Source organism: Sphingobium sp. SCG-1, assembly GCF_002953135.1.
In the GTDB taxonomy this organism is placed as follows: domain Bacteria; phylum Pseudomonadota; class Alphaproteobacteria; order Sphingomonadales; family Sphingomonadaceae; genus Sphingobium.
The window spans coordinates 2,066,576-2,085,743 of sequence record NZ_CP026372.1; the positions used below are offsets into that span (position 1 = coordinate 2,066,576).

The 19,168-nt window shown below is 61.6% G+C and carries 16 protein-coding genes and 1 tRNA gene; 5 read left to right on the forward strand and 12 right to left on the reverse strand.

Going from position 1 to position 19,168, the window contains the following annotated elements:
* Positions 1-193: 193 nt before the first annotated feature.
* From C1T17_RS09530 to C1T17_RS09555, 6 genes are all read right to left on the reverse strand, one after another.
* Positions 194-269 (reverse strand) — tRNA-Lys (locus C1T17_RS09530).
* Positions 270-390: 121 nt separating this feature from the next.
* Positions 391-1,497, reverse strand: a complete 1,107-nt coding sequence (rodA, locus tag C1T17_RS09535; RefSeq protein WP_104953242.1) for a rod shape-determining protein RodA — start codon at positions 1,495-1,497, stop codon at positions 391-393.
* Positions 1,494-3,527 carry a penicillin-binding protein 2 gene (gene mrdA / locus C1T17_RS09540; RefSeq protein WP_104953243.1) on the reverse strand — a complete coding sequence of 678 codons (2,034 nt, stop codon included), beginning with the start codon at positions 3,525-3,527 and terminating at the stop codon, positions 1,494-1,496. The genes rodA and mrdA overlap by 4 nt, the downstream gene beginning before the upstream one ends.
* Positions 3,524-4,036, reverse strand: a complete 513-nt coding sequence (locus C1T17_RS09545; protein WP_104953244.1) for a rod shape-determining protein MreD — start codon at positions 4,034-4,036, stop codon at positions 3,524-3,526. The genes mrdA and C1T17_RS09545 overlap by 4 nt, the downstream gene beginning before the upstream one ends.
* Positions 4,033-4,947 carry a rod shape-determining protein MreC gene (mreC, locus tag C1T17_RS09550; protein ID WP_104953245.1) on the reverse strand — a complete coding sequence of 305 codons (915 nt, stop codon included), beginning with the start codon at positions 4,945-4,947 and terminating at the stop codon, positions 4,033-4,035. The genes C1T17_RS09545 and mreC overlap by 4 nt, the downstream gene beginning before the upstream one ends.
* Before the next feature lie 14 nt (positions 4,948-4,961).
* Positions 4,962-6,008: a rod shape-determining protein gene (locus C1T17_RS09555; protein ID WP_104953246.1), complete on the reverse strand. Its 1,047-nt coding sequence runs from the start codon at positions 6,006-6,008 to the stop codon at positions 4,962-4,964.
* Between the two features lie 149 nt (positions 6,009-6,157).
* On the opposite strand from C1T17_RS09555, the gene mutL reads away from it, so the two are divergent.
* Positions 6,158-7,939, forward strand: a complete 1,782-nt coding sequence (mutL, locus tag C1T17_RS09560; protein WP_104953247.1) for a DNA mismatch repair endonuclease MutL — start codon at positions 6,158-6,160, stop codon at positions 7,937-7,939.
* 11 nt (positions 7,940-7,950) lie between these two features.
* On the opposite strand, the gene C1T17_RS09565 is transcribed toward mutL, so the two are convergent.
* From C1T17_RS09565 to C1T17_RS09590, 6 genes are all read right to left on the reverse strand, one after another.
* A complete protein-coding gene (locus tag C1T17_RS09565) occupies positions 7,951-8,409 on the reverse strand; it encodes a MaoC family dehydratase (RefSeq protein WP_104953248.1) in 459 nt (152 codons plus the stop codon).
* 64 nt (positions 8,410-8,473) lie between these two features.
* Positions 8,474-9,574, reverse strand: a complete 1,101-nt coding sequence (gene ychF / locus C1T17_RS09570; protein ID WP_104953249.1) for a redox-regulated ATPase YchF — start codon at positions 9,572-9,574, stop codon at positions 8,474-8,476.
* 29 nt (positions 9,575-9,603) lie between these two features.
* Positions 9,604-10,185, reverse strand: coding sequence for an aminoacyl-tRNA hydrolase (gene pth, locus C1T17_RS09575; protein WP_104953250.1), 582 nt, complete (start codon positions 10,183-10,185; stop codon positions 9,604-9,606).
* An 81-nt stretch (positions 10,186-10,266) separates the two neighbouring features.
* Positions 10,267-10,890 carry a 50S ribosomal protein L25/general stress protein Ctc gene (locus C1T17_RS09580; RefSeq protein WP_104953251.1) on the reverse strand — a complete coding sequence of 208 codons (624 nt, stop codon included), beginning with the start codon at positions 10,888-10,890 and terminating at the stop codon, positions 10,267-10,269.
* A gap of 119 nt (positions 10,891-11,009) precedes the next feature.
* Complete coding sequence (locus C1T17_RS09585) at positions 11,010-11,891, reverse strand: TraB/GumN family protein (RefSeq protein WP_104953252.1); 882 nt, start codon at positions 11,889-11,891, stop codon at positions 11,010-11,012.
* A 42-nt stretch (positions 11,892-11,933) separates the two neighbouring features.
* On the reverse strand, positions 11,934-12,845 hold the full coding sequence (locus C1T17_RS09590; RefSeq protein WP_104953253.1) for a TraB/GumN family protein: 912 nt from the start codon (positions 12,843-12,845) through the stop codon (positions 11,934-11,936).
* Positions 12,846-13,003: 158 nt separating this feature from the next.
* Here C1T17_RS09590 and C1T17_RS09595 point away from each other — a divergent pair, with 158 nt between their 5' ends.
* From C1T17_RS09595 to ppdK, 4 genes are all read left to right on the forward strand, one after another.
* Positions 13,004-13,879 (forward strand): glycine--tRNA ligase subunit alpha, encoded by an 876-nt coding sequence (locus tag C1T17_RS09595; protein WP_104955121.1) that lies wholly within the window; start codon positions 13,004-13,006, stop codon positions 13,877-13,879.
* A complete protein-coding gene (locus C1T17_RS21300; RefSeq protein ID WP_189338617.1) occupies positions 13,849-14,019 on the forward strand; it encodes a hypothetical protein in 171 nt (56 codons plus the stop codon). The genes C1T17_RS09595 and C1T17_RS21300 overlap by 31 nt, the downstream gene beginning before the upstream one ends.
* A complete protein-coding gene (gene glyS, locus C1T17_RS09600; protein WP_104953254.1) occupies positions 14,016-16,304 on the forward strand; it encodes a glycine--tRNA ligase subunit beta in 2,289 nt (762 codons plus the stop codon). The genes C1T17_RS21300 and glyS overlap by 4 nt, the downstream gene beginning before the upstream one ends.
* A gap of 154 nt (positions 16,305-16,458) precedes the next feature.
* Positions 16,459-19,167, forward strand: coding sequence for a pyruvate, phosphate dikinase (gene ppdK / locus C1T17_RS09605; protein WP_104953255.1), 2,709 nt, complete (start codon positions 16,459-16,461; stop codon positions 19,165-19,167).
* Position 19,168: the final 1 nt, after the last annotated feature.

The following is a 19,168-nucleotide window of genomic DNA, read 5'->3' on the forward strand; positions in this document are numbered from 1 at the left end:
TTGCCATCGACGGTCTTAATGTCCAGTTTCCTTCCCTGACGCTGTGCAACGCCTCGTGCCCTAGGGTGCGGGGCGTTGCTGTGAGGGCGCTAGCCGCCCCGTGCGCCGCTAGAAATACGCTAGAGCGCAAAACGCATGGCCGCTTGGAGCGACCCGCGTTCCTGCGTAAGTTCTTGTATTTGCTAAGGAAATTTGGTGGACGCACTTGGGCTCGAACCAAGGACCCGCTGATTAAGAGTCAGCTGCTCTACCAACTGAGCTATGCGTCCACATTGCCTGGAGGGCCCGCCGCAGATCGGCGGTTCCGTTGGTCAGGGCGCGGCAATTACCATTTTGGCAGCGCTTTGCAAGTGGCAAATTGCCGTTCTGGGATTTACTTGACAGGAATTCTCAACTCCAGTCGCGGCGGCTTTGGCGGCGCGATCGGTCGATGGCCATGATAAGGCCGATGCACAGCATGACGGTGAGCATCGAGGAACCACCATAGGACATAAAGGGCAGGGGAATGCCTACTACGGGGGCCAGCCCCATGACCATCATCAGGTTGATGGCGACATAGAAGAACACGGTGGTGGTAAGTCCCGCAGCGGTCAGTCGCGCGAACTTGTCCTCCGTGCGCAGGGAAACGCGGATGCCCCAGCGAAACACGAGCAGGAACGCTGCGATCAGCAGTACGCCGCCGACCAATCCCCACTCTTCGGCCATGGTGGCAAAAACGAAGTCGGTGTGACCCTCGGGCAGATAATCGAGGTGACTCTGAGTTCCGTTCAGGAAGCCCTTGCCGAAGATGCCACCCGATCCAATCGCAATCTTCGACTGGCTGATGTGGTAGCCTGCGCCAAGCGGATCGCTTTCTGGGTCCATGAAGATCAGGACACGTTTTTGCTGATAATCGTGCAGGAAGCTGAACGCGATGGGTATAATGGCCGCACCTGCCAATGCCGTGCCGATGAACAGGCGCAGAGGCAATCCGGCAAGGAACATGACCGTGACGCCGCCTGCCAGGATCATTGTTGCGGTGCCTAAATCGGGCTGCACCAGGACCAGCGCCCAAGGTAATCCAATCAGTGCCAGCGCAGGCCAAATGGCATTCCATGTCCGGACTTCACCCACCGGCAGACGTGCGTAGAACTGCGCCACGGCGAGCACGATCGCCAGCTTCATGAACTCCGATGGCTGCAACTGCATGAAGCCCAGGTTGATCCATCGCTGACTTCCGCCAGCCACCCCGCCGATCAGTTCCACTAACACCAGTGATACAAGGATCGCGCCGTAGAGCGGAAACGCGAGGCGGCTTATCAAGGACAGCGGTGTCCGCGCTATCAGCAGTGCAAGGCCCATGAAAATGCAGAACCGAACGCCTTGATTGATCGCCCATGGCGTGATGCTGCCCCCCGCCGCGCTGTAAAGGACGACGGTGCCGAACAGTGCAATCGCCGTGAGCAGGATCATGACGCGCCATGGCAATGCCGCAACTGGGGCGGGGATAATGCTCAATCCGGTTGCTCCAGTACAGTATTCTCAGCAGGCATCATGGAGTTGGCAACAGTCGCGACGGTGGCGTTAGCGGCGTTCATGGCTTCGGGCGAGAGCGTCGTTTCCAGCCCCTTTGCGGCGCGGAAGGTGGCCATCTGTGCGCTCATGCGCTCGGCGGGAGTGCCGCCCCAATCCTTCTCAAGTGCCACCAGCTTTTCCGTGGCTTTCTTGGGATCGAAAAGGAACGACAAGGTATCGCTGGCAATCGGGCCGGCATCCTGATTGCGGATCATATGTCCGCCATGCTCCAGGATGCAGGCGACTGCATAGCGGGGATTGTCAAAGGGCGCGAACCCTTGAAAAAGCGAATGATCGCGCAGGTTGAACGGCAGCGAAGCATCTCGCCGCACGCCTCCGCGGCGTTCGGCCATGGTGATGCGGCGCACTTGCGCGGTGCCGGTTTTTCCCGCGAGCAGGACGCCTGGAATCTGCATACGTGCGGCCCCGCCAGTGCCTCCGCCATTTACTACCGCGCTCATCGCCTGACGGATCGTCACGAGGTGCTCGGGCAACACGCCGATCGATTGTGCCTCCGCTCGTTTCTGGTCCATCAGAAAATGCGGCATCAGCATTTTGCCCGTAGCCAACCGTGCCGCCATCACTGCCATCTGAATCGGGTTGATGAGCATATAGCCCTGACCGATAGTCGCGTTAACTGTGTCGTAAACCTGCCATTTTTCGTTGTATTTCTTTAGCTTCCAGGCCGGATCTGGCACCGTGCCATAGCTTTGGCTGGGGAAGGGCATGGCAAACTTCTGCCCCATGCCAACACGTCGCGCCATGTCGGCAATGACATCCATGCCGACGCGCTGAGACATCTGGTAAAAGTAGATGTCGCAACTCTGGGCGATCGCACGTTCCATGTTGACGCCGCCATGGCCGCGGCGCTTGTGGCAGTGGAACAGCGTATTGCCGACGCGAAGCGCTCCTGAGCAATTCACGCTGTCATTGGGGCTGATGCCTGCTTCCAGCAGCGACAGCGCGACCATCGGCTTCACGGTCGAACCGGGCGGGTACAGGCCCTTCAGCGTCTTGTTGCGCAGCGGGATATGATCGTCCTGCGACAGCATTTCCCATTCCAACTGGCTGATGCCATCGGAAAAGCTGTTGGGATCGAAGCTTGGCATAGAAGCCATTGCCAGCACATCGCCATTGCGGCAGTCGATTACGACGACGGAACCCGACTGTGTAGCCAGTCGCCGTCCGGCAAAGTCCTGCAACCCGGCGTCAATTGTCAATTTTATATTGTGTCCAGGCTGATCGGGCCGCGTGGTGAGTTCTCGCACGATCTTACCTCGCGCCGTCACCTCAACTCGCTTGGCTCCCGGTTTCCCTGTCAAATGGTGATCGAAAGCCTTTTCCAGGCCGTCCTTTCCTAACTTATATCCCGGCGTGATGAGCAGCGGGTCTTTGTTCTCCTCGTAATCCTTCGCCGAAGCCGTGCCGACATAGCCAAGCAAATGGCCTACCGATGCACCGGCCGGATAGAAGCGCGAAAACCCTTGTGTCGGCGCGACGCCTGGCATTTCCGGAAGGCGGACGCTGATGGCGGCGAACTGATCGTAGGTTAGGCTTGCAGCGACCTGTACAGGCTGAAATCCGCTGGCCTTGTCGATATCGCCTTGAATGCGCTCCACTTCGTCCGTTGGCAGGTCCAGCAGCTTGGCAAGCGTCGAGATCGTACCCTGCCTGTCGCGCAGCCGGTCGGGAATGATGTCCACCCGGAAATCGGTCCGGTTGTTCGCTAGCGGACGGCCATTGCGATCCACTATCCAACCCCGGCGGGGCGGGATCAGCGTCAAGTTGACGCGATTGCTTTCGGCAAGGAGCTGGTACTTCTCGTTCTCCGCGACGCTGATCCACGCCATGCGCGCGGCCAAAAGCGCCCCCATTCCGCCCTGAATGCCGCCCACGACCATGGCGCGGCGCGTGAAAGTGAAGGATTGGCTGGCTTCGGTGACAGTCTTGCGGTTCGACTTCGGGAATTTCATGCCATGATGCGCCAGCGGTCTAGCCACGCGCATTGTCGCGCGACGAAGGGGTAAAGTAATACAGACCAGAGGATCTGCGGCGCCACGAGCGCGATTGTACCGCCACCGCCCGTCAACCGCGCAAACCACAGGCCACCGATTGTGCAGAAAATAACCGCAAATGAAGCGATTAGCCAGTCCTGCCAATAATCTCTCCAGATCAGGCGCCGTTCCACCACGTCAATGCCTATCATCGTGATAGTCCAAAGGCACATGGCACTGCCAAGCGGCTGCCCAGTCATCATGTCGTCGAAGAAGCCAAGGGGGAGGGCAATCCATGCCGCCCATAGCTCCGGCCGCAGCAGCCGCCAGGACAGCAGCAGCAACAGCCCGACGGGCGGCAGCACCGGCGATTGCGCGATAATCGGCAGCGACGTCAGCATGGAGCCGAGCATGACGGTGATAAACGGCGTCCCCTCCAGGCGAAGGCGCGAAGGGTTGCCGCCAAGGCGAGGACCCTGCGGTATCATGGCGCGCTGGTTGTGGTGGCCGCGTTCGCCGCGTCAGCAGTCGGTACGACGGGTGGGGGCCGCGTGACGGTCGCCTCGTAGGCCCGCTGAACGATCACAGCCTCTACGCGCGCAGGGTTTGCTAACGGTGCCGCAATGGCCTTGTCCCCATCGACGCGCACGATAATCGCGACCGGGATATTGGGACGATAAAGCCCCCCTGTACCGGATGTCACCATGATGTCGCCGGGCCGGAATGGTATGTTCCCCGCATTCAACGAGCGGATTTCTAGCGATCCGTCGTCAAGGCCGGTGCAGATGCCGGCGATATTATCCTTGGCGCGGCGGACCGGCACGATGCTTTGGCTGTCGCTTAAAAGAAGCACGTCGGCGGTGTTTGGCCCGGCGGTCTGGATGCGGCCGATCAGGCCCTCTGGCGCGCGCACCGGCATGCCGGGATACGCGCCCTGCAACCGTCCGGCATTGAGGCGAGCGAGGCGGCGCGTGCTGCTGGACGATGAACTGATGAGGCGCGCGGCGACGACTTCGCCTTCCTCGTCATCCACAAGTTTCAGCAGCTTCTTGAGCCGCATGTTTTCCTGTTCGATTGCGGCGGCCTCGATCAGGCGCGTTCGATTGGCGTCGACCTGACGGCGCAATCCGACGTTTTGCGATCCCGCGCGGAAATAGGCGACGATCTGCTCATCCACTGTGCCAACGCCGCTTACCAGTTGCCGGAGCGTCGCCGAAACGGGTCGGGTAATTTCACCGGCAACCGAGCGTATCGCCGAAAAACCCGTCGGATCGAACATGGCTACGATTACCAGCAGGAGGCCGATACATGCACCCGACACTGCAACGACGTAGCCAGCAAACAGGCCATATTGCGCCTTCCGGTCATAGCCGGGGCGCCGGCTGGGTGGCCGCGCCATCGCTTAACCTTTCCTCAGCCGGTTTGCAGGACGCCCCGGAACATCGGGTCTTCCATGGCGCGGCCGGTGCCGATCGCGACACAGGTGAGCGGATCTTCGGCGATCGTGACGGGCAGCCCGGTTTCATCGCGCAATTCGTCGTCCAGACCCTTCAGCAGCGCGCCGCCGCCGGTCAGCACAATGCCCTGATCGACGATATCGGCGGCCAGTTCCGGCGCGGTGTTTTCCAGCGCGATGCGTACCCCCTCGACAATGGTGCTAATCGGCTCGGCCAGCGCGTCCGCGATTTGGCCCTGGTTGATCGAGATTTCCTTGGGTACGCCATTCACCAGGTCGCGGCCCTTGATATGGATCGTCTCGCCCACGCCATCGGCGGGGGACTGCGCAACTCCATATTCCTTCTTGATCCGCTCGGCAGTCGCTTCACCGATCAGCAGGTTATGGTGGCGACGGACGTAAGAAACAATCGCTTCGTCCATCTTGTCTCCGCCGACACGCACGGATGTGGTGTATGCAAGGCCACGTAGCGATAGCACCGCGACTTCGGTGGTGCCGCCGCCGATATCCACAACCATGGAGCCGATCGGCTCGGTGACGGGCATGTCGGCGCCGATCGCCGCGGCCATCGGCTCCTCGATCAGGAACACCTGGCTCGCGCCTGCATTGCTGGCGGCGTCACGAATGGCGCGGCGCTCGACCTTGGTGGAACCCGACGGCACGCAGATAACGATTTCAGGGAAGCGCCAGGGCCGCGCCTTGCCGCCATGCACCTTCGTGATGAAGTGCTTTATCATCTGCTCGGCGACATCGATGTCCGCGATCACGCCGTCGCGCAAGGGACGAATCGCTTCGATGCTGTCGGGCGTCTTGCCCATCATCAACTTCGCATCATCACCCACGGCCTTGACGCGCTTGATGCCATTCAAAGTCTCGACCGCGACGACTGAAGGCTCATTCAGAACGATACCGCGCCCGCGCACATAGACCACAGTGTTGGCCGTCCCCAAGTCTATCGCCATATCCTGCGAGGAAAATTTGAATAAACGCGAAAAGATCGACATGCTTTTCCCTAGTCCAGACCGCCCACCCGGAAGGGGCAGCAGCCGCGATACGTATCAGTTTCCCCACCTGCGCTCGGCCAGCCTCTAAATATGCAAAAATGTCGGGCAGCGGGTCGCGGAAGGCGTTCGATTGGGCTAGTCACTAACCAATGTCAATACGCCGCCTGCCCGAACATCTGGTCAATCGCATCGCTGCGGGCGAAGTGGTGGAGAGACCCGCCAGCGCGCTGAAGGAGCTGGTCGAGAACGCGGTAGACGCGGGCGCTCGGCGCATCACCATCCGGCTTGCATCGGGCGGTCTGGACCGGATCGAAGTGCTGGACGATGGGTGCGGCATGACGCGTGAGGACATGGCGCTCGCGCTGGAGCGGCACGCGACATCCAAGCTGCCCGACGATGCGATCGAGAACGTCGCGACTTTGGGCTTCCGGGGAGAGGCGCTGCCATCCATCGCCAGCGTCGCGACCGTCACTATCGAAAGCCGCACGCGTGATGGCGATGGCTGGCAGCGGGTGATTGATAATGGTGCGCTTATCTCGGAGGGGCCGACGGCCGTTCCGCCGGGGACGCGCATCGGCGTCGAGCAACTCTTCGGCAAGGTGCCGGCGCGTCGCAAGTTCCTGCGGTCGGCGCGTTCGGAATATGCGGCATGCCTCGATATCATTCGTAGGCTGGCGATGGCGCGGCCGGACATCGCCTTTACGCTGGAGCATGATGGAAGACGCGCCATCAGCGTACAGGATGGCGAAAGCCGCGAGGATCGTGTGGCGGCGCTCACCGACCGGGCGCTGGCCGATAACCATGTGGTGATCAGTCTGGAGCGCGAAGGCATCCGGCTGGCGGGCGTCGCAGGCCTGCCGACTTATCATCGCGGCGTTGCCGATCACCAGTTTCTGTTCGTCAATGGCCGTCCCGTCCGTGACCGCCTGCTGATCGGCGCAGTGCGCGGCGCCTATGCCGACTTGCTGGCGCGGGACAGGCATCCGGTCGTGGCGCTGTTCCTCGATCTGCCGCCCGGCGAGGTGGACGTGAACGTTCATCCCGCCAAGAACGAAGTGCGCTTTCGGGAGCCCGCCATGATCCGGGGCATGATCGTCAGTGGCCTCAAGCGTGGTCTTGATGAGGCGGGGTTCCGCTCCGTCCAGCGCGCCGATCCTTCGGCACTTGGTGCATGGCAGCAGGAGCCCGTCTCACCGACTCCGATCGGTGCCATGCCGATCTTCGAGGCGATGAGTGCTGCGCCGTCATCGGCCTTTGTGCCAAGCTTCGGCGATCGCCGCGCCACCTTCCTCCCGCCGCCCCCCGCAGCGCGCGCAGAGCCTGCCGCGCAACCGCCGCCCCAAGCGCATAGCTTTCCGCTGGGCGTAGCGCGCGGGCAGGTCGCCAAGACCTATATCGTGGCGGAAGCGGAAGATGGGCTCGTGATCGTCGATCAGCACGCCGCGCATGAGCGGCTGGTCCTGGAGCGGATGCGCCGTGCATTGGAAGGGGCGGGGGTCGCCTCGCAGGCGCTGCTACTACCCGAAGTGGTGGAGCTGGACGAGCCCGCCTGCGACCGGCTTGAGGCACGGATCGAGGAGCTTTCGGAGTTCGGGCTGGACCTCGAACGCTTCGGTCCCTCGGCAATGTTGGTGCGCGCGACGCCCGCGATGCTGGGGGCGGGTGACGTGCATGGCCTCGTCACGGACCTGGCGGACGATCTTGCCGCTTACGACAGCACCTTGTCGCTCAAGGAGCGGTTGGATCATGTCGCGGCCACCATGGCTTGCCACGGGTCGGTGCGGGCAGGGCGGGTACTATCCGTGGCGGAAATGAACGCGCTGCTCCGCGAAATGGAAGTGACTCCGCACAGCGGACAGTGCAATCATGGCCGCCCGACATGGGTGAAGCTCGATCACGGGTCGATCGAAAAGCTGTTCGGGCGGAAGTAGGAGCCATCAGGTCAAATCGGGCGCGTCCGCCACATTGCAATCGGTATGAGTGTCATCACCGGCTCGTCGCGCTGATTGAAGACCGTGACCTTAGTCCTGATGATGCCCATCTCTGGCCGGCTCTTTGATTGGTTCTTCTCAATCACTTCGGCCTCACAATGCAAGATATCTCCTGGGTAACAGGGCCGGAGCCAGCGTAGTTCATCGACGCCTAGGGCACCGAGGCTGGCTTCCTGACGCGCAGGCTCCTTTTGCATGTGGGCGACGAACATGGCCATGAACATGCCCGTGGTGTGCCAACCGCTTGCCGCCAGCTTCTTGAAGTGCGTTTGCGCTGCCGCGTCGTCCAACAAATGAAACGGTTGTGGATCATATTTGCCCGCAAATGCGATAGCCTCGTCCCGTTCGACCACATAGTGGCCGAATCGCTCCACCGATCCAACCTGGATATCTTCGAAATAGTGCGTCATACGAGTTTCAACCTGCAACGGAAAAGCCGTTATCTAGTCGTGCCTGACGTTCACGTCAATCAAGCTACACATTGAAGCGGAACAGCATGATGTCGCCGTCTTGCGTCACATATTCCTTGCCTTCTGCGCGCCACTTGCCGGCTTCCTTGGCACCCGCTTCACCGTTGTATTTGACATAATCCTCATACGCCATGGTCTCGGCGCGGATGAACCCCTTTTCGAAATCGCTATGGATCGCACCAGCTGCCTGCGGTGCCTTGGAGCCGCGATTGACGGTCCATGCGCGCGCCTCTTTGGGGCCGACCGTGAAGAAGGTGATGAGGCCGAGCAATTCGTAGCCGGCGCGGATGATGCGCGCGAGACCTGCTTCCTTCAGCCCTAATGCTTCGAGGTATTCGCCGCGCTCTTCCACTGGCATGGTGATGAGTTCGGCTTCAATTGCGGCGGAGACGATGACGGCGCTCGCACCTTCGGCCTTAGCCTTCTCGAACACGCGTGTGCTGAACGCATTGCCTTCCGCCGCACTGCCTTCGTCTACGTTGCACACGTAAAGGACCGGCTTGCTTGTCAGCAATTGCGCCTGCGAAAATAACCGTTCTTCTTCCTCATCGCGCGGCTTCGCCAGCCGTGCGGGCTTGCCTTCACGGAGCAACTCAAGCGCCTGACCCAATACGGCCGCCGCTGCCTTGGCTTCCTTGTCGCCCTGCTGGCCCTTCTTCAGGAGTGCCGGAACGCGCTTTTCCAGCGAATCCAGATCAGACAGCATCAATTCGGTCTCTACGGTCTCCGCGTCGGCGATGGGGTCGATCTTGCCTTCGACATGCGTGATGTCATCGTCTTCGAAGCAGCGCAGCACATGGACGATGGCGTCAACTTCGCGAATGTTGGCAAGGAACTGGTTGCCCAGGCCTTCGCCCTTGGACGCGCCGCGCACCAGCCCGGCAATGTCGACGAACGCCAGTTGCGTCTCGATGATCTTGGCGGACCCGCCGATCTTGGCGATCTCGTACAGGCGTGGATCGGGCACGGCAACATTGCCGACATTCGGCTCGATCGTGCAGAACGGATAGTTCGCCGCCTGCGCCGCCTGCGTTTCCGTCAAAGCGTTGAACAGAGTCGACTTGCCCACGTTGGGAAGCCCGACGATACCGCATTTGAAACCCATATTCCTGGTCCCTGCCTTTAAAACTTACTCTACAAACCGCACTTGCCTTGCAACCGAAGGGCGACATCATTCGCAAACCGCACATCGTCGCCCGCCGCCAGCCAATGCGCCTCCGCGCCAATCGCGCCTAGCAGGTCCGACAGCGGGTCCATCTCCGCTTTGGCATAGTTGCCCAGCACATAGCCGTGCACGCGATCCTTATGCCCCGGATGACCGATCCCAATCCGCACCCGGCGAAACTCCGGCCCGATATGCGAATCCATCGACCGCAGGCCATTATGCCCCGCCGTACCGCCGCCACGCTTCACCTTCACCTTGAAAGGCGCGAGGTCCAACTCGTCGTGGAACACGGTCACGTCTTCCGGCGTCAGCTTGTAGAAGCGCATTGCCTCTCCGACTGCCCGGCCACTCTCGTTCATGAACGTCGCGGGCTTGAGCAACAACAATTTCTCGGAGCCTAGCCGACCTTCGCTGGCCCAACCCTGAAACTGACGCTTGGGCGCCGTGAAGCCATGCAGTTCCGCAATGATGTCAGCCGCCATGAAGCCCACATTATGCCGGTTCAGGGCATATTGCGCACCAGGATTGCCGAGGCCGACCCAAAGCTGCATCTCGTCAGGCTCCAAACGCAAACCCCGTCCGTTCCGAATAGAACGAACGGGGTCTGTTCAGCGTCACGAAGGGAAGGCAGCTTAGGCTGCGGCTTCGCCTTCCGTAGCATCGGCGGCATCGCCGTCGCTGCTCTTCAGCGCGGAGGGAGCGACTATGGTAGCGATGGTGAAGTCGCGGTCTTCGATGGCCGACTTTGCACCCTTCGGCAGCGTAACGCTGCTGATATGGATCGAGTCGCCCACTTCAAAGCCGCTCAGGTCGACAACGATATCGTCCGGAATTTCCGATGCATCGACGATCATTTCAAGCTCATGACGCACGACGTTCAAAACGCCGCCGCGCTTCAGACCTGGCGATGCATCTTCGTTCTCGAAGCGGACGGGGACGTTCACATGCACAGCGGCATGTTCGGACACGCGCAGGAAGTCCGCATGTAGCGGGCGCTCGCTTACAGGATGGAAGGCAACGTCCTTGGGAAGCGTGCGAACGGGCTTGCCGTTCACTTCGACCATGACGACCGAGTTCATGAAGTGGCCGGTGCCCAGCAGCTTGTTCAGCGCCTTCTCCTCCACATGAACCATGGTGGGTTCTTCGTTCATTCCGTAAATGACGGCTGGTACGCGGCCCTCGCGGCGGAGAGCGCGGGAGGCTCCCTTGCCTGCCCGATCGCGTGCCTCGGCCGACAGCGTAAGCTGATCGCTCATTGCGTGTCTCCAAAACTGGTAAGTGGTTACATTTGCCCGTCACGCCTCCAGGGATGACCATAACGGGAGCGGGGCCATTAGCAGAAACCGCGCGAAAGGCAAGCGCGGCGTGGGCGGCATCACTGGATGCGCTTGATGGTGTAACCCTGACGCTGAAGTAGAGACAGAAGATTATCCGGTCCGGCAAGATGCGCCGCGCCCACCGCGATGAATGGGCTGCCCTTCAACTGCGGAATACGCGCCGCCCAGGCGCGGTTGCGGTCGGTGAGCAACGGTCCCGCCAGTTCCGGTTCGGGCGCAAGCTCTGCCACAAAGTCCCGGGCAATCGCTTTCGTGTCGCCGGTGAGCCATGCGCGCATCATCTTGCCATATTCGGCCCGGCTGTCCTTGGCATCGTTGATGCTGTCGACGAGGAGGCGCTGTTGCACGGCGTCCGGCAAGCGGTCGAACAAGGAGAACTGCTCGGTGACGGTTTCAAGGCCTGACACAGGCTTACCCGCCGCCCGGAATGTCGCCGTCAGCGAAGGCTCGACGCCTTGCGCGCCGGAAAGCCCAAGTTCGCTTTGCGCAACCGTGGAGAGCAGCAGCGACGCAGCCCAGCTTTCATATCGCGACAGATCCGCCTCTTTCAGCCCACCACGATCCATCAGCGCGCTGAGCGCAGGGCGATCCGACGCGGCGACGCGCTGGGTCAGGCGCGGCAGGTTGGGACTTTGGCCTAGACGGTTGAAGATCTTCCGCGCCGCTGCGTCATCATCCAGGCCTTCCGCTTCGAGAACCAGACCGTCCGACGCCGCCATTGCCTCTGCCAATATTGGCGTCTGCCAGTCGACATTCTCAGGCAGCACATGGATCGTACCAAAAACAAAGGCTTTCTGCCCTTTGTTCTCGATCTTCCATAAGGCAGGTGCGCCTCGCTCGTCTTTTGGCGAACGCTCTCCGGAACAGGCATTCAGTAATAGGAGCACAAGCCCAATGACGGTCAGGAAAGGTTTTTGCATCCTGATCCATGTAAGCCGCCGACGCCCACGATCAACGGCCCATCAATGCGCTACGAGGTTCGCCTTGGGCACGCGGTGCGTCTCGATGCCCAGCACTTCAAGTTGATCCTGCACATCCTTGGCACCCGCAAGATGTCCGGCGCCCACCGCCATGAACACCGTCCCAGGCTTGTCCAGCCGCGCCTTGATCCACTTCGCCCAGTTGGCATTGCGATTATAGAGCAGCACTTGCGCCAGTTCCGGCGTCGCTTCCAGCGATGCGTTCATTTCCGCCGCTAGTGCGTCAACTTTACCCTCACTCCAGCTTGCGATCATCCGGGCGAAGGTGCTCTCCGCCTCGGGCAGTTCGGCAACGGTGGCATTGAGGAACGCGACTTGCTGCGGTTCCGGCAAGGTCGCGAAATAGCCCAGTTGCTGCTCGGGTGTTTCCAGCCCCTCGATCGTCTTGCCAGCCTGCTTCGCCGCTGTAGTCAGGATCTTCTCCACTCCCTGATCCGCGGCGTAACCCAGCCGCCCAAGTGGTGCGACGGACAAAGTAATCCCGGCCATCCACGGCTGAAACTTCTCCAGCGCCTGCCACGGAATGCCATTTGCGGTCATTGCCGCAATGTAGGCGGCGCGCGGCTTTTCCTCCAGCTTCTCGCTCAGTGGTGGACCATCTGGATCGACGCCCAACGACGCGACCTTCTGCATCATCGTCGCCTGATCCGGTTCCACCATTTCCAGCACGAGTTCATCCGACTTGTCGAACGCCGTCTTTATCTCGTCATCAAACCAGACCGTGCCGGGTTTCAGAACATGGACGCTGCCGAACAGGTAGATTGTCGTGTCGCCGTCCTTCACCACCCAAAGCGCGGGATCGGCACCAGCCTCCGGCGCAGGCGTCTGAGCCAAGGCAGGCGGAGACACCGCAAGGAGCAGCAAGGCAGCCAGGGATTCTAAGCGAAACGACACAGGTGAACTTTCTGAACTGGAATGCGAAGTAGATGCGTCGCGCCACGCCGCACAGCAAGCGCTTTTACCATCTTGCCCGCGTGCCCCGACTTGACCCGTCCGGCCCCATGCGCCAAGGCACCGCCACGCTTTTTTCCAGTAGCAGGCGCAATACGACCATGGCCGCAAAGCCCGATACGCTCAGCTTTCAGGACTTGATCCTGACCCTCCACGCCTATTGGAGCAAGCAGGGCTGCGTGATCCTGCAACCCTATGATATGGAAGTCGGCGCGGGCACCTTCCACCCGGCCACCACGTTGCGCAGCCTCGGGCCGAACCCCTGGAACGCCGCCTATGTGCAGCCCTCGCGTCGCCCCACCGACGGGCGCTATGGAGAGAACCCGAACAGGCTTCAACATTACTATCAATATCAGGTGATCATGAAGCCATCGCCGCCGAATCTGCAGGATCTGTATCTCGACAGTCTGCGGGAAATCGGGATCGACCCGCTGCTGCACGACATTCGCTTTGTCGAGGACGACTGGGAGAGCCCGACGCTCGGCGCATGGGGATTGGGTTGGGAAGTGTGGTGCGATGGCATGGAAGTCACGCAGTTCACCTATTTCCAGCAGATGGGCGGTTATGACTGCAAACCGGTCGCGGGCGAACTGACCTACGGGCTGGAGCGGCTCGCCATGTATATTCAGGGCGTCGACAGCGTCTACGACCTGCGCTTCAATGACGCGGGCGTGACCTATGGCGATGTGTTCCTTGAGAACGAAAAGCAGATGTCGAAGTGGAACTTCGAAGTCGCCGACACCGACAAGCTGTTCCGCTGGTTCAAGGATGCCGAAGCCGAATGTCAGGCGAGCATCGCCGCCGATGTGCCGCTGGCCGCCTATGACCAGGCGATCAAGGCGAGCCATGTGTTCAACCTGTTACAGGCGCGCGGCGTCATCTCCGTGCAGGAGCGCGCCAGCTACATCGCCCGCGTCCGCGACCTCGCCAAGGGAAGCTGCGACGCGTGGATGAAGATCAACGGATGGGCCGCGTGATTATGGTCGGCCTTAAAAATCCGTTCGCCCTGAGCCTGTCGAAGGGTTCTGCTGAGCCGCGGGCGAAGCATACTTCATTTCGTTCAGTAGAAGGCTTCGACGAGCTCAGCCCGAACGGTATTGAGAGTGCCGCGCTATGACTGACTTCCTCTTGGAACTCCTGTGCGAAGAAATCCCTGCGCGGATGCAGCAGAAGGCATCCGAAGACCTCGCGCGCCTGTTCACCGAGAAGCTGGCCGAAGCCGGGTTGAAGCCCGACAGTATCCAATCCTTCGTCACGCCCCGTCGCCTTGCCCTGATCGCAAGCGGCCTGCCTCTCCAGACGCAAGCCGTGAACGAGGAATTGAAAGGCCCGCGCGCCGACGCGCCACCACAGGCGCTCGCCGGGTTCCTTGGCAAGACCGGCCTGACGCGGGAACAACTGGTTGAGCGGCCCGACGCAAAGGGCAACGTCATCCTGTTCGCGGTCATCGAAAAGCCGGGTCGCGCCACCGCTGACGTGCTGGCCGAAGCGATCCCCGCGATCGTCCGCGCGTTTCCATGGCCGAAATCGATGCGCTGGGGCAAAGCCAGCCAGACGACCGAGAGCCTGCGCTGGGTGCGCCCGCTACAGGGCATCGTCGCGATCCTGGGCGAAGACCTCGTCGATATCGAGATTGAGGGCGTCCGCTCCGGCTTCGCGACGCTGGGTCATCGCTTCCACCATCCGCATCAGATCACCATCGGCGGCGCGAGCGACTATGTCGAGAAGCTGCGCGCCTGCCATGTCATCGTCGATCATGCCGAGCGTATGGCGATCATCGAAGCGAAGGCGCAGGAAGCCGCCGCCGCCCACGGCCTGATGCTGGTCGAGGACAAGGGACTGGTCGCGGAGAATGCGGGCCTGACCGAATGGCCGGTGCCGCTGTTGGGTGATTTCGACCCGGCGTTTCTTGAGGTGCCGCCTGAAGTTATTCAGCTAACTCTGCGCACTAACCAGAAATATTTTGTTTTGCGCAACGCGGCTGGTGCATTGGCGCCTGCGTTCATATGCACCGCGAATATAGAGGCGCATGATGGCGGCACGGCGATCGTCGCGGGCAACCGCAAGGTTCTCGCCGCACGCCTGAGCGACGCGCGCTTCTTCTGGGAGCAGGACAAGAAGACGCGGCTTGAGGATCACGCGAAGAAGCTGGAGCGGATCACCTTCCACGAGAAGCTGGGCACCGTCGCCGACAAGGTGGAGCGGGTGGCGAAGCTAGCGCGGTGGCTGGTGGAAGAGGGCATCGTGACGCCCTCGTCGGCATCTCAAACCGTCACCCCAGCGAACGCTGGGGTCTCAAGCGGCGGCGCGCCATCGCCTGAGATGCCAGCCCACGCTGGCATGACGAAGGCTGAGTTGGCCGACATGGCCGAACAGGCGGCGCGCCTGTGCAAAGCCGATCTCGTCACCGAAATGGTCGGCGAGTTTCCGGAACTGCAAGGCGTCATGGGCGGCTACTACGCCCGCGCCGAGGGACTGCCCGATGCGGTGGCCGACGCCATCCGCGATCATTACAAGCCGGTGGGTCAGGGGGACGAAGTGCCTACCGCCCCGGTGACGGTGGCGGTGAGTTTGGCGGATAAGTTGGATACGCTCGTGTCGTTCTTCTACGCTGACATGCCGCCAACTGGCTCCAAAGATCCGTTTGCGCTTAGAAGAGCCGCACTTGGTGTACTAGAGTTGCTGACCCGAAACGTGGTGCGCTTGAGCTTGTGGGAATCAATTACCCGCGCACTCGCTGGTATGACAGACCTGCATTGCGCTCCAGGTATCGGGGATGCCGAATACGAACTGCATTTGCGGTCCATGAATAAGACTTTCGAAACGCTGCCTGACTTCTTTGCCGACCGCCTCAAAGTGCAGCAACGCGAGGCCGGTGTCCGTCACGACCTTATCGACGCAGTGTTCGCCCTCGGTGGCGAGGATGATCTCGTCCGCCTTCTCGCCCGCGTGCGGGCGCTACAGGCATTTGTCGAAACGCCGGATGGCACCAACCTGCTCGCCGGATACAAGCGCGCCGCGAATATCCTCAAGAAGGAAGCGCCTTTCGCCACTGCCGTCACCCCAGCGCAGGCTGGGGTGTCAGGCGATGGCGCGCTGCCTCATGAGACACTAGCCGAGGCTGGCATGACGGCAACCGCATACACCCCCGAACCCGACGAAGCCGCGCTCATCGCCGCCCTCGACGCCGCTGAACCACGCGCAACCAAAGCCATTGCTCGCGAAGACTTCGCCGCCGCCATGGCTGCCCTTGCGACCCTGCGTGCGCCTATCGACGCGTTCTTCGAAGTCGTCACGGTGAACGATCCCGATCCTGCCAAGCGATCTGCCCGCCTCGCACTGCTGGCGCGGATGCGGGACGCGGTGCATGGCGTCGCAGATTTCTCCCGCATCGAAGGCTGATGTGAGGTGATAATCTTTCAACCTTGCAGGGACGACAGCACCAAAATAGCGGTTCATCCTGAATCGAGTTGCAAAAGTCGCAACTTCCTGCCTTGAAGGAATCCGTGTTGCAACGCACAATGCGTTTTAAACTTCCCAGTGCAGAGGGACATCCATGGCTACCGCTTTGAAGACCAACGACACCACCACGGGCAACGAACCCCGCTACGTCTATCGCTTTGGCGGCGGTGTGGATGATGGCGGGAAGGGCAACAAGAACCTGCTGGGCGGCAAGGGCGCGAACCTTGATGGCATGGCGTCGATCGGCCTGCCGGTGCCACCGGGCTTCACGATTACGACCGAGATGTGCACGCGCTATTATGTCGATGGCGAGGTCTTCCCCGACAGCCTGCGCGCGGAAGTCGCGAACGGCATTGCCCATATCGAGGGGATAACGGGCAAGACGTTCGGCAATGCCGCCGACCCGCTGCTCGTCTCCGTTCGTTCCGGCGCGCGCGTGTCGATGCCGGGCATGATGGACACCGTCCTCAACCTCGGCCTCAACGACGAGACCGTGGAAGGCTTGGCCGCGACCTCCGGCGACGCGCGGTTCGCGTGGGACAGCTATCGCCGCTTCATCCAGATGTATTCCGACGTCGTGCTGGAACTCGATCACGGCGCGTTCGAGGAAGCGCTGGAGATCGCCAAGGAAGACAATGGCTATTCGCTCGACACCGAACTGACCGCCGACGATTGGCGCGCGCTGGTGGCCGAGTACAAGAAGATCGTTGCGGACCAGTGGAAAAAGCCTTTCCCGCAGGATGTGCACGATCAGCTTTGGGGCGCGATCAGCGCCGTGTTCGGCAGCTGGCAGGCGGACCGCGCGAAAGTCTATCGCCGGTTGAACGACATTCCGGGCGACTGGGGCACCGCCGTCAACGTACAGGCGATGGTGTTTGGCAACATGGGTGACACTTCCGCCACCGGCGTCGCCTTCACGCGCGACCCTGCAACCGGTGAGAACGTCTATTACGGCGAATTCCTGATCAACGCACAGGGCGAAGATGTCGTTGCGGGCATCCGGACGCCGCAATATCTGACGCTGGCCGCGCGCGAGCGGGCAGGGGCGAAGGCCGCTTCGATGGAAGAGGCGATGCCGGAAACCTACGCCGAGCTGGCGAGCGTGTTCCAGATCCTGGAAAAGCATTATCGCGACATGCAGGATATCGAGTTCACGGTGCAGCAGGGCAAGCTGTGGATGCTCCAGACGCGGTCGGGCAAGCGCACCGCGAAGGCTGCGCTCAAGATGGCGGTCGATATGGCGGGCGAGGGACTGATTACAGAGGAGGAGGCCGTCGCGCGCGTCGATCCGTCGGCGCTCGACCAATTGCTGCACCCGACGCTGGATCCCAAGGCACCGCGCGATGTGCTGACCAAGGGGCTGCCGGCGTCGCCCGGTGCCGCGTCCGGCATGATCGTGTTCGACGCCGACACCGCAGAGCGTCGCAACGAAATGGGCGAGGCCGTCATCCTCGTGCGCACGGAGACGTCGCCTGAGGACATCCACGGCATGCACGCGGCCAAGGGCATTCTGACGGCGCGTGGCGGCATGACGTCGCACGCCGCCGTGGTGGCGCGTGGCATGGGCCGCCCGTGCGTGTCCGGTGCTGGGAGCCTGTCGATCGATGCCAAGGCGAAGGTGCTGCGCGTAGCGGGCCGTGAGCTGGGCGAGGGCGACATCATCACCATCGACGGCTCGACCGGGGAAGTGATGGCGGGCGCCGTTCCCACCGTGCAGCCTGAGCTTGCCGGTGATTTCGGTGTGCTGATGGTATGGGCAGACAAGGTGCGTCGCCTGAAGGTGCGCGCCAACGCCGAAACCCCGCTCGACTGCAAGACCGCGCGGGAATTCGGCGCGGAAGGCGTGGGCCTCTGCCGTACGGAGCATATGTTCTTCGACGCGGCGCGCATCACCGCCGTCCGCCAGATGATCCTGGCCGACAACGAGAAGGGCCGTCGCGAAGCGCTGGACAAGCTGCTGCCCGAACAGCGCAGCGACTTTACCGAGATTTTCACGGTGATGGCGGGACTGCCCGTGACGATCCGTCTGCTCGATCCGCCGCTGCATGAATTCCTGCCGCATGAGGAGAGCGAGTTCTCCGAAGTCGCAAAGGCTGCGGGCGTGGGCGTGGACGAATTGAAGCGCCGCGCGTCTGAGTTGCACGAGTTCAACCCGATGCTGGGCCATCGCGGGTGCCGCCTGGGCGTGACATATCCTGAGATCTACGAGATGCAGGCGCGCGCTATTTTCGAAGCGGCGATCGATGTCGCCGCGCAAAGCGGCACGGCCCCGATCCCAGAAGTCATGATCCCGCTCGTCGCCACCGCGAAGGAACTGGAACTGATGAAGGCGATCGTCGATCGTGTCGCCAAGGAAGTGTTTGCCGAACGCGGCAAGACGATCGAGTATCTGGTGGGCACGATGATCGAGTTGCCGCGTGCAGCATTGAAGGCAGGCGAGATCGCGCAGGCGGGCGAGTTCTTCTCGTTCGGCACAAACGACCTCACGCAGACCACGATCGGGATCAGCCGCGACGACGCCAGCCGTTTCCTGGGCACCTATGTCGATAAGGGCATCTTCCCCCGCGATCCGTTCGTCAGCATCGATGTGGAAGGCGTAGGCGAACTGATCCAGATCGCGGCCGAACGCGGTCGTGCGACGCGGCCTGACATCAAACTCGGCATCTGCGGCGAGCATGGCGGCGATCCTGCCTCCATCGCCTTCTGCGAAACCGTGGGTCTCGACTATGTTTCGGCGTCGCCATACCGCGTGCCGATCGCGCGTTTGGCGGCTGCTCAGGCGGCTTTGGCGGCTCGAAAATAAC

What these genes read in the sequence shown, in the direction of transcription:
- mrdA (WP_104953243.1), bottom strand. Translation starts at nt 3,527, where the DNA reads ATGAAATTCCCGAAGTCGAACCGCAAGACTGTCACCGAAGCCAGCCAA.
- C1T17_RS09545 (WP_104953244.1), bottom strand. Translation starts at nt 4,036, where the DNA reads ATGATACCGCAGGGTCCTCGCCTTGGCGGCAACCCTTCGCGCCTTCGC.
- mreC (WP_104953245.1), bottom strand. Translation starts at nt 4,947, where the DNA reads ATGGCGCGGCCACCCAGCCGGCGCCCCGGCTATGACCGGAAGGCGCAA.
- C1T17_RS09555 (WP_104953246.1), bottom strand. Translation starts at nt 6,008, where the DNA reads ATGTCGATCTTTTCGCGTTTATTCAAATTTTCCTCGCAGGATATGGCG.
- mutL (WP_104953247.1), top strand. Translation starts at nt 6,158, where the DNA reads ATGTCAATACGCCGCCTGCCCGAACATCTGGTCAATCGCATCGCTGCG.
- C1T17_RS09565 (WP_104953248.1), bottom strand. Translation starts at nt 8,409, where the DNA reads ATGACGCACTATTTCGAAGATATCCAGGTTGGATCGGTGGAGCGATTC.
- ychF (WP_104953249.1), bottom strand. Translation starts at nt 9,574, where the DNA reads ATGGGTTTCAAATGCGGTATCGTCGGGCTTCCCAACGTGGGCAAGTCG.
- pth (WP_104953250.1), bottom strand. Translation starts at nt 10,185, where the DNA reads ATGCAGCTTTGGGTCGGCCTCGGCAATCCTGGTGCGCAATATGCCCTG.
- C1T17_RS09580 (WP_104953251.1), bottom strand. Translation starts at nt 10,890, where the DNA reads ATGAGCGATCAGCTTACGCTGTCGGCCGAGGCACGCGATCGGGCAGGC.
- C1T17_RS09585 (WP_104953252.1), bottom strand. Translation starts at nt 11,891, where the DNA reads ATGCAAAAACCTTTCCTGACCGTCATTGGGCTTGTGCTCCTATTACTG.
- C1T17_RS09595 (WP_104955121.1), top strand. Translation starts at nt 13,004, where the DNA reads ATGGCCGCAAAGCCCGATACGCTCAGCTTTCAGGACTTGATCCTGACC.
- glyS (WP_104953254.1), top strand. Translation starts at nt 14,016, where the DNA reads ATGACTGACTTCCTCTTGGAACTCCTGTGCGAAGAAATCCCTGCGCGG.
- ppdK (WP_104953255.1), top strand. Translation starts at nt 16,459, where the DNA reads ATGGCTACCGCTTTGAAGACCAACGACACCACCACGGGCAACGAACCC.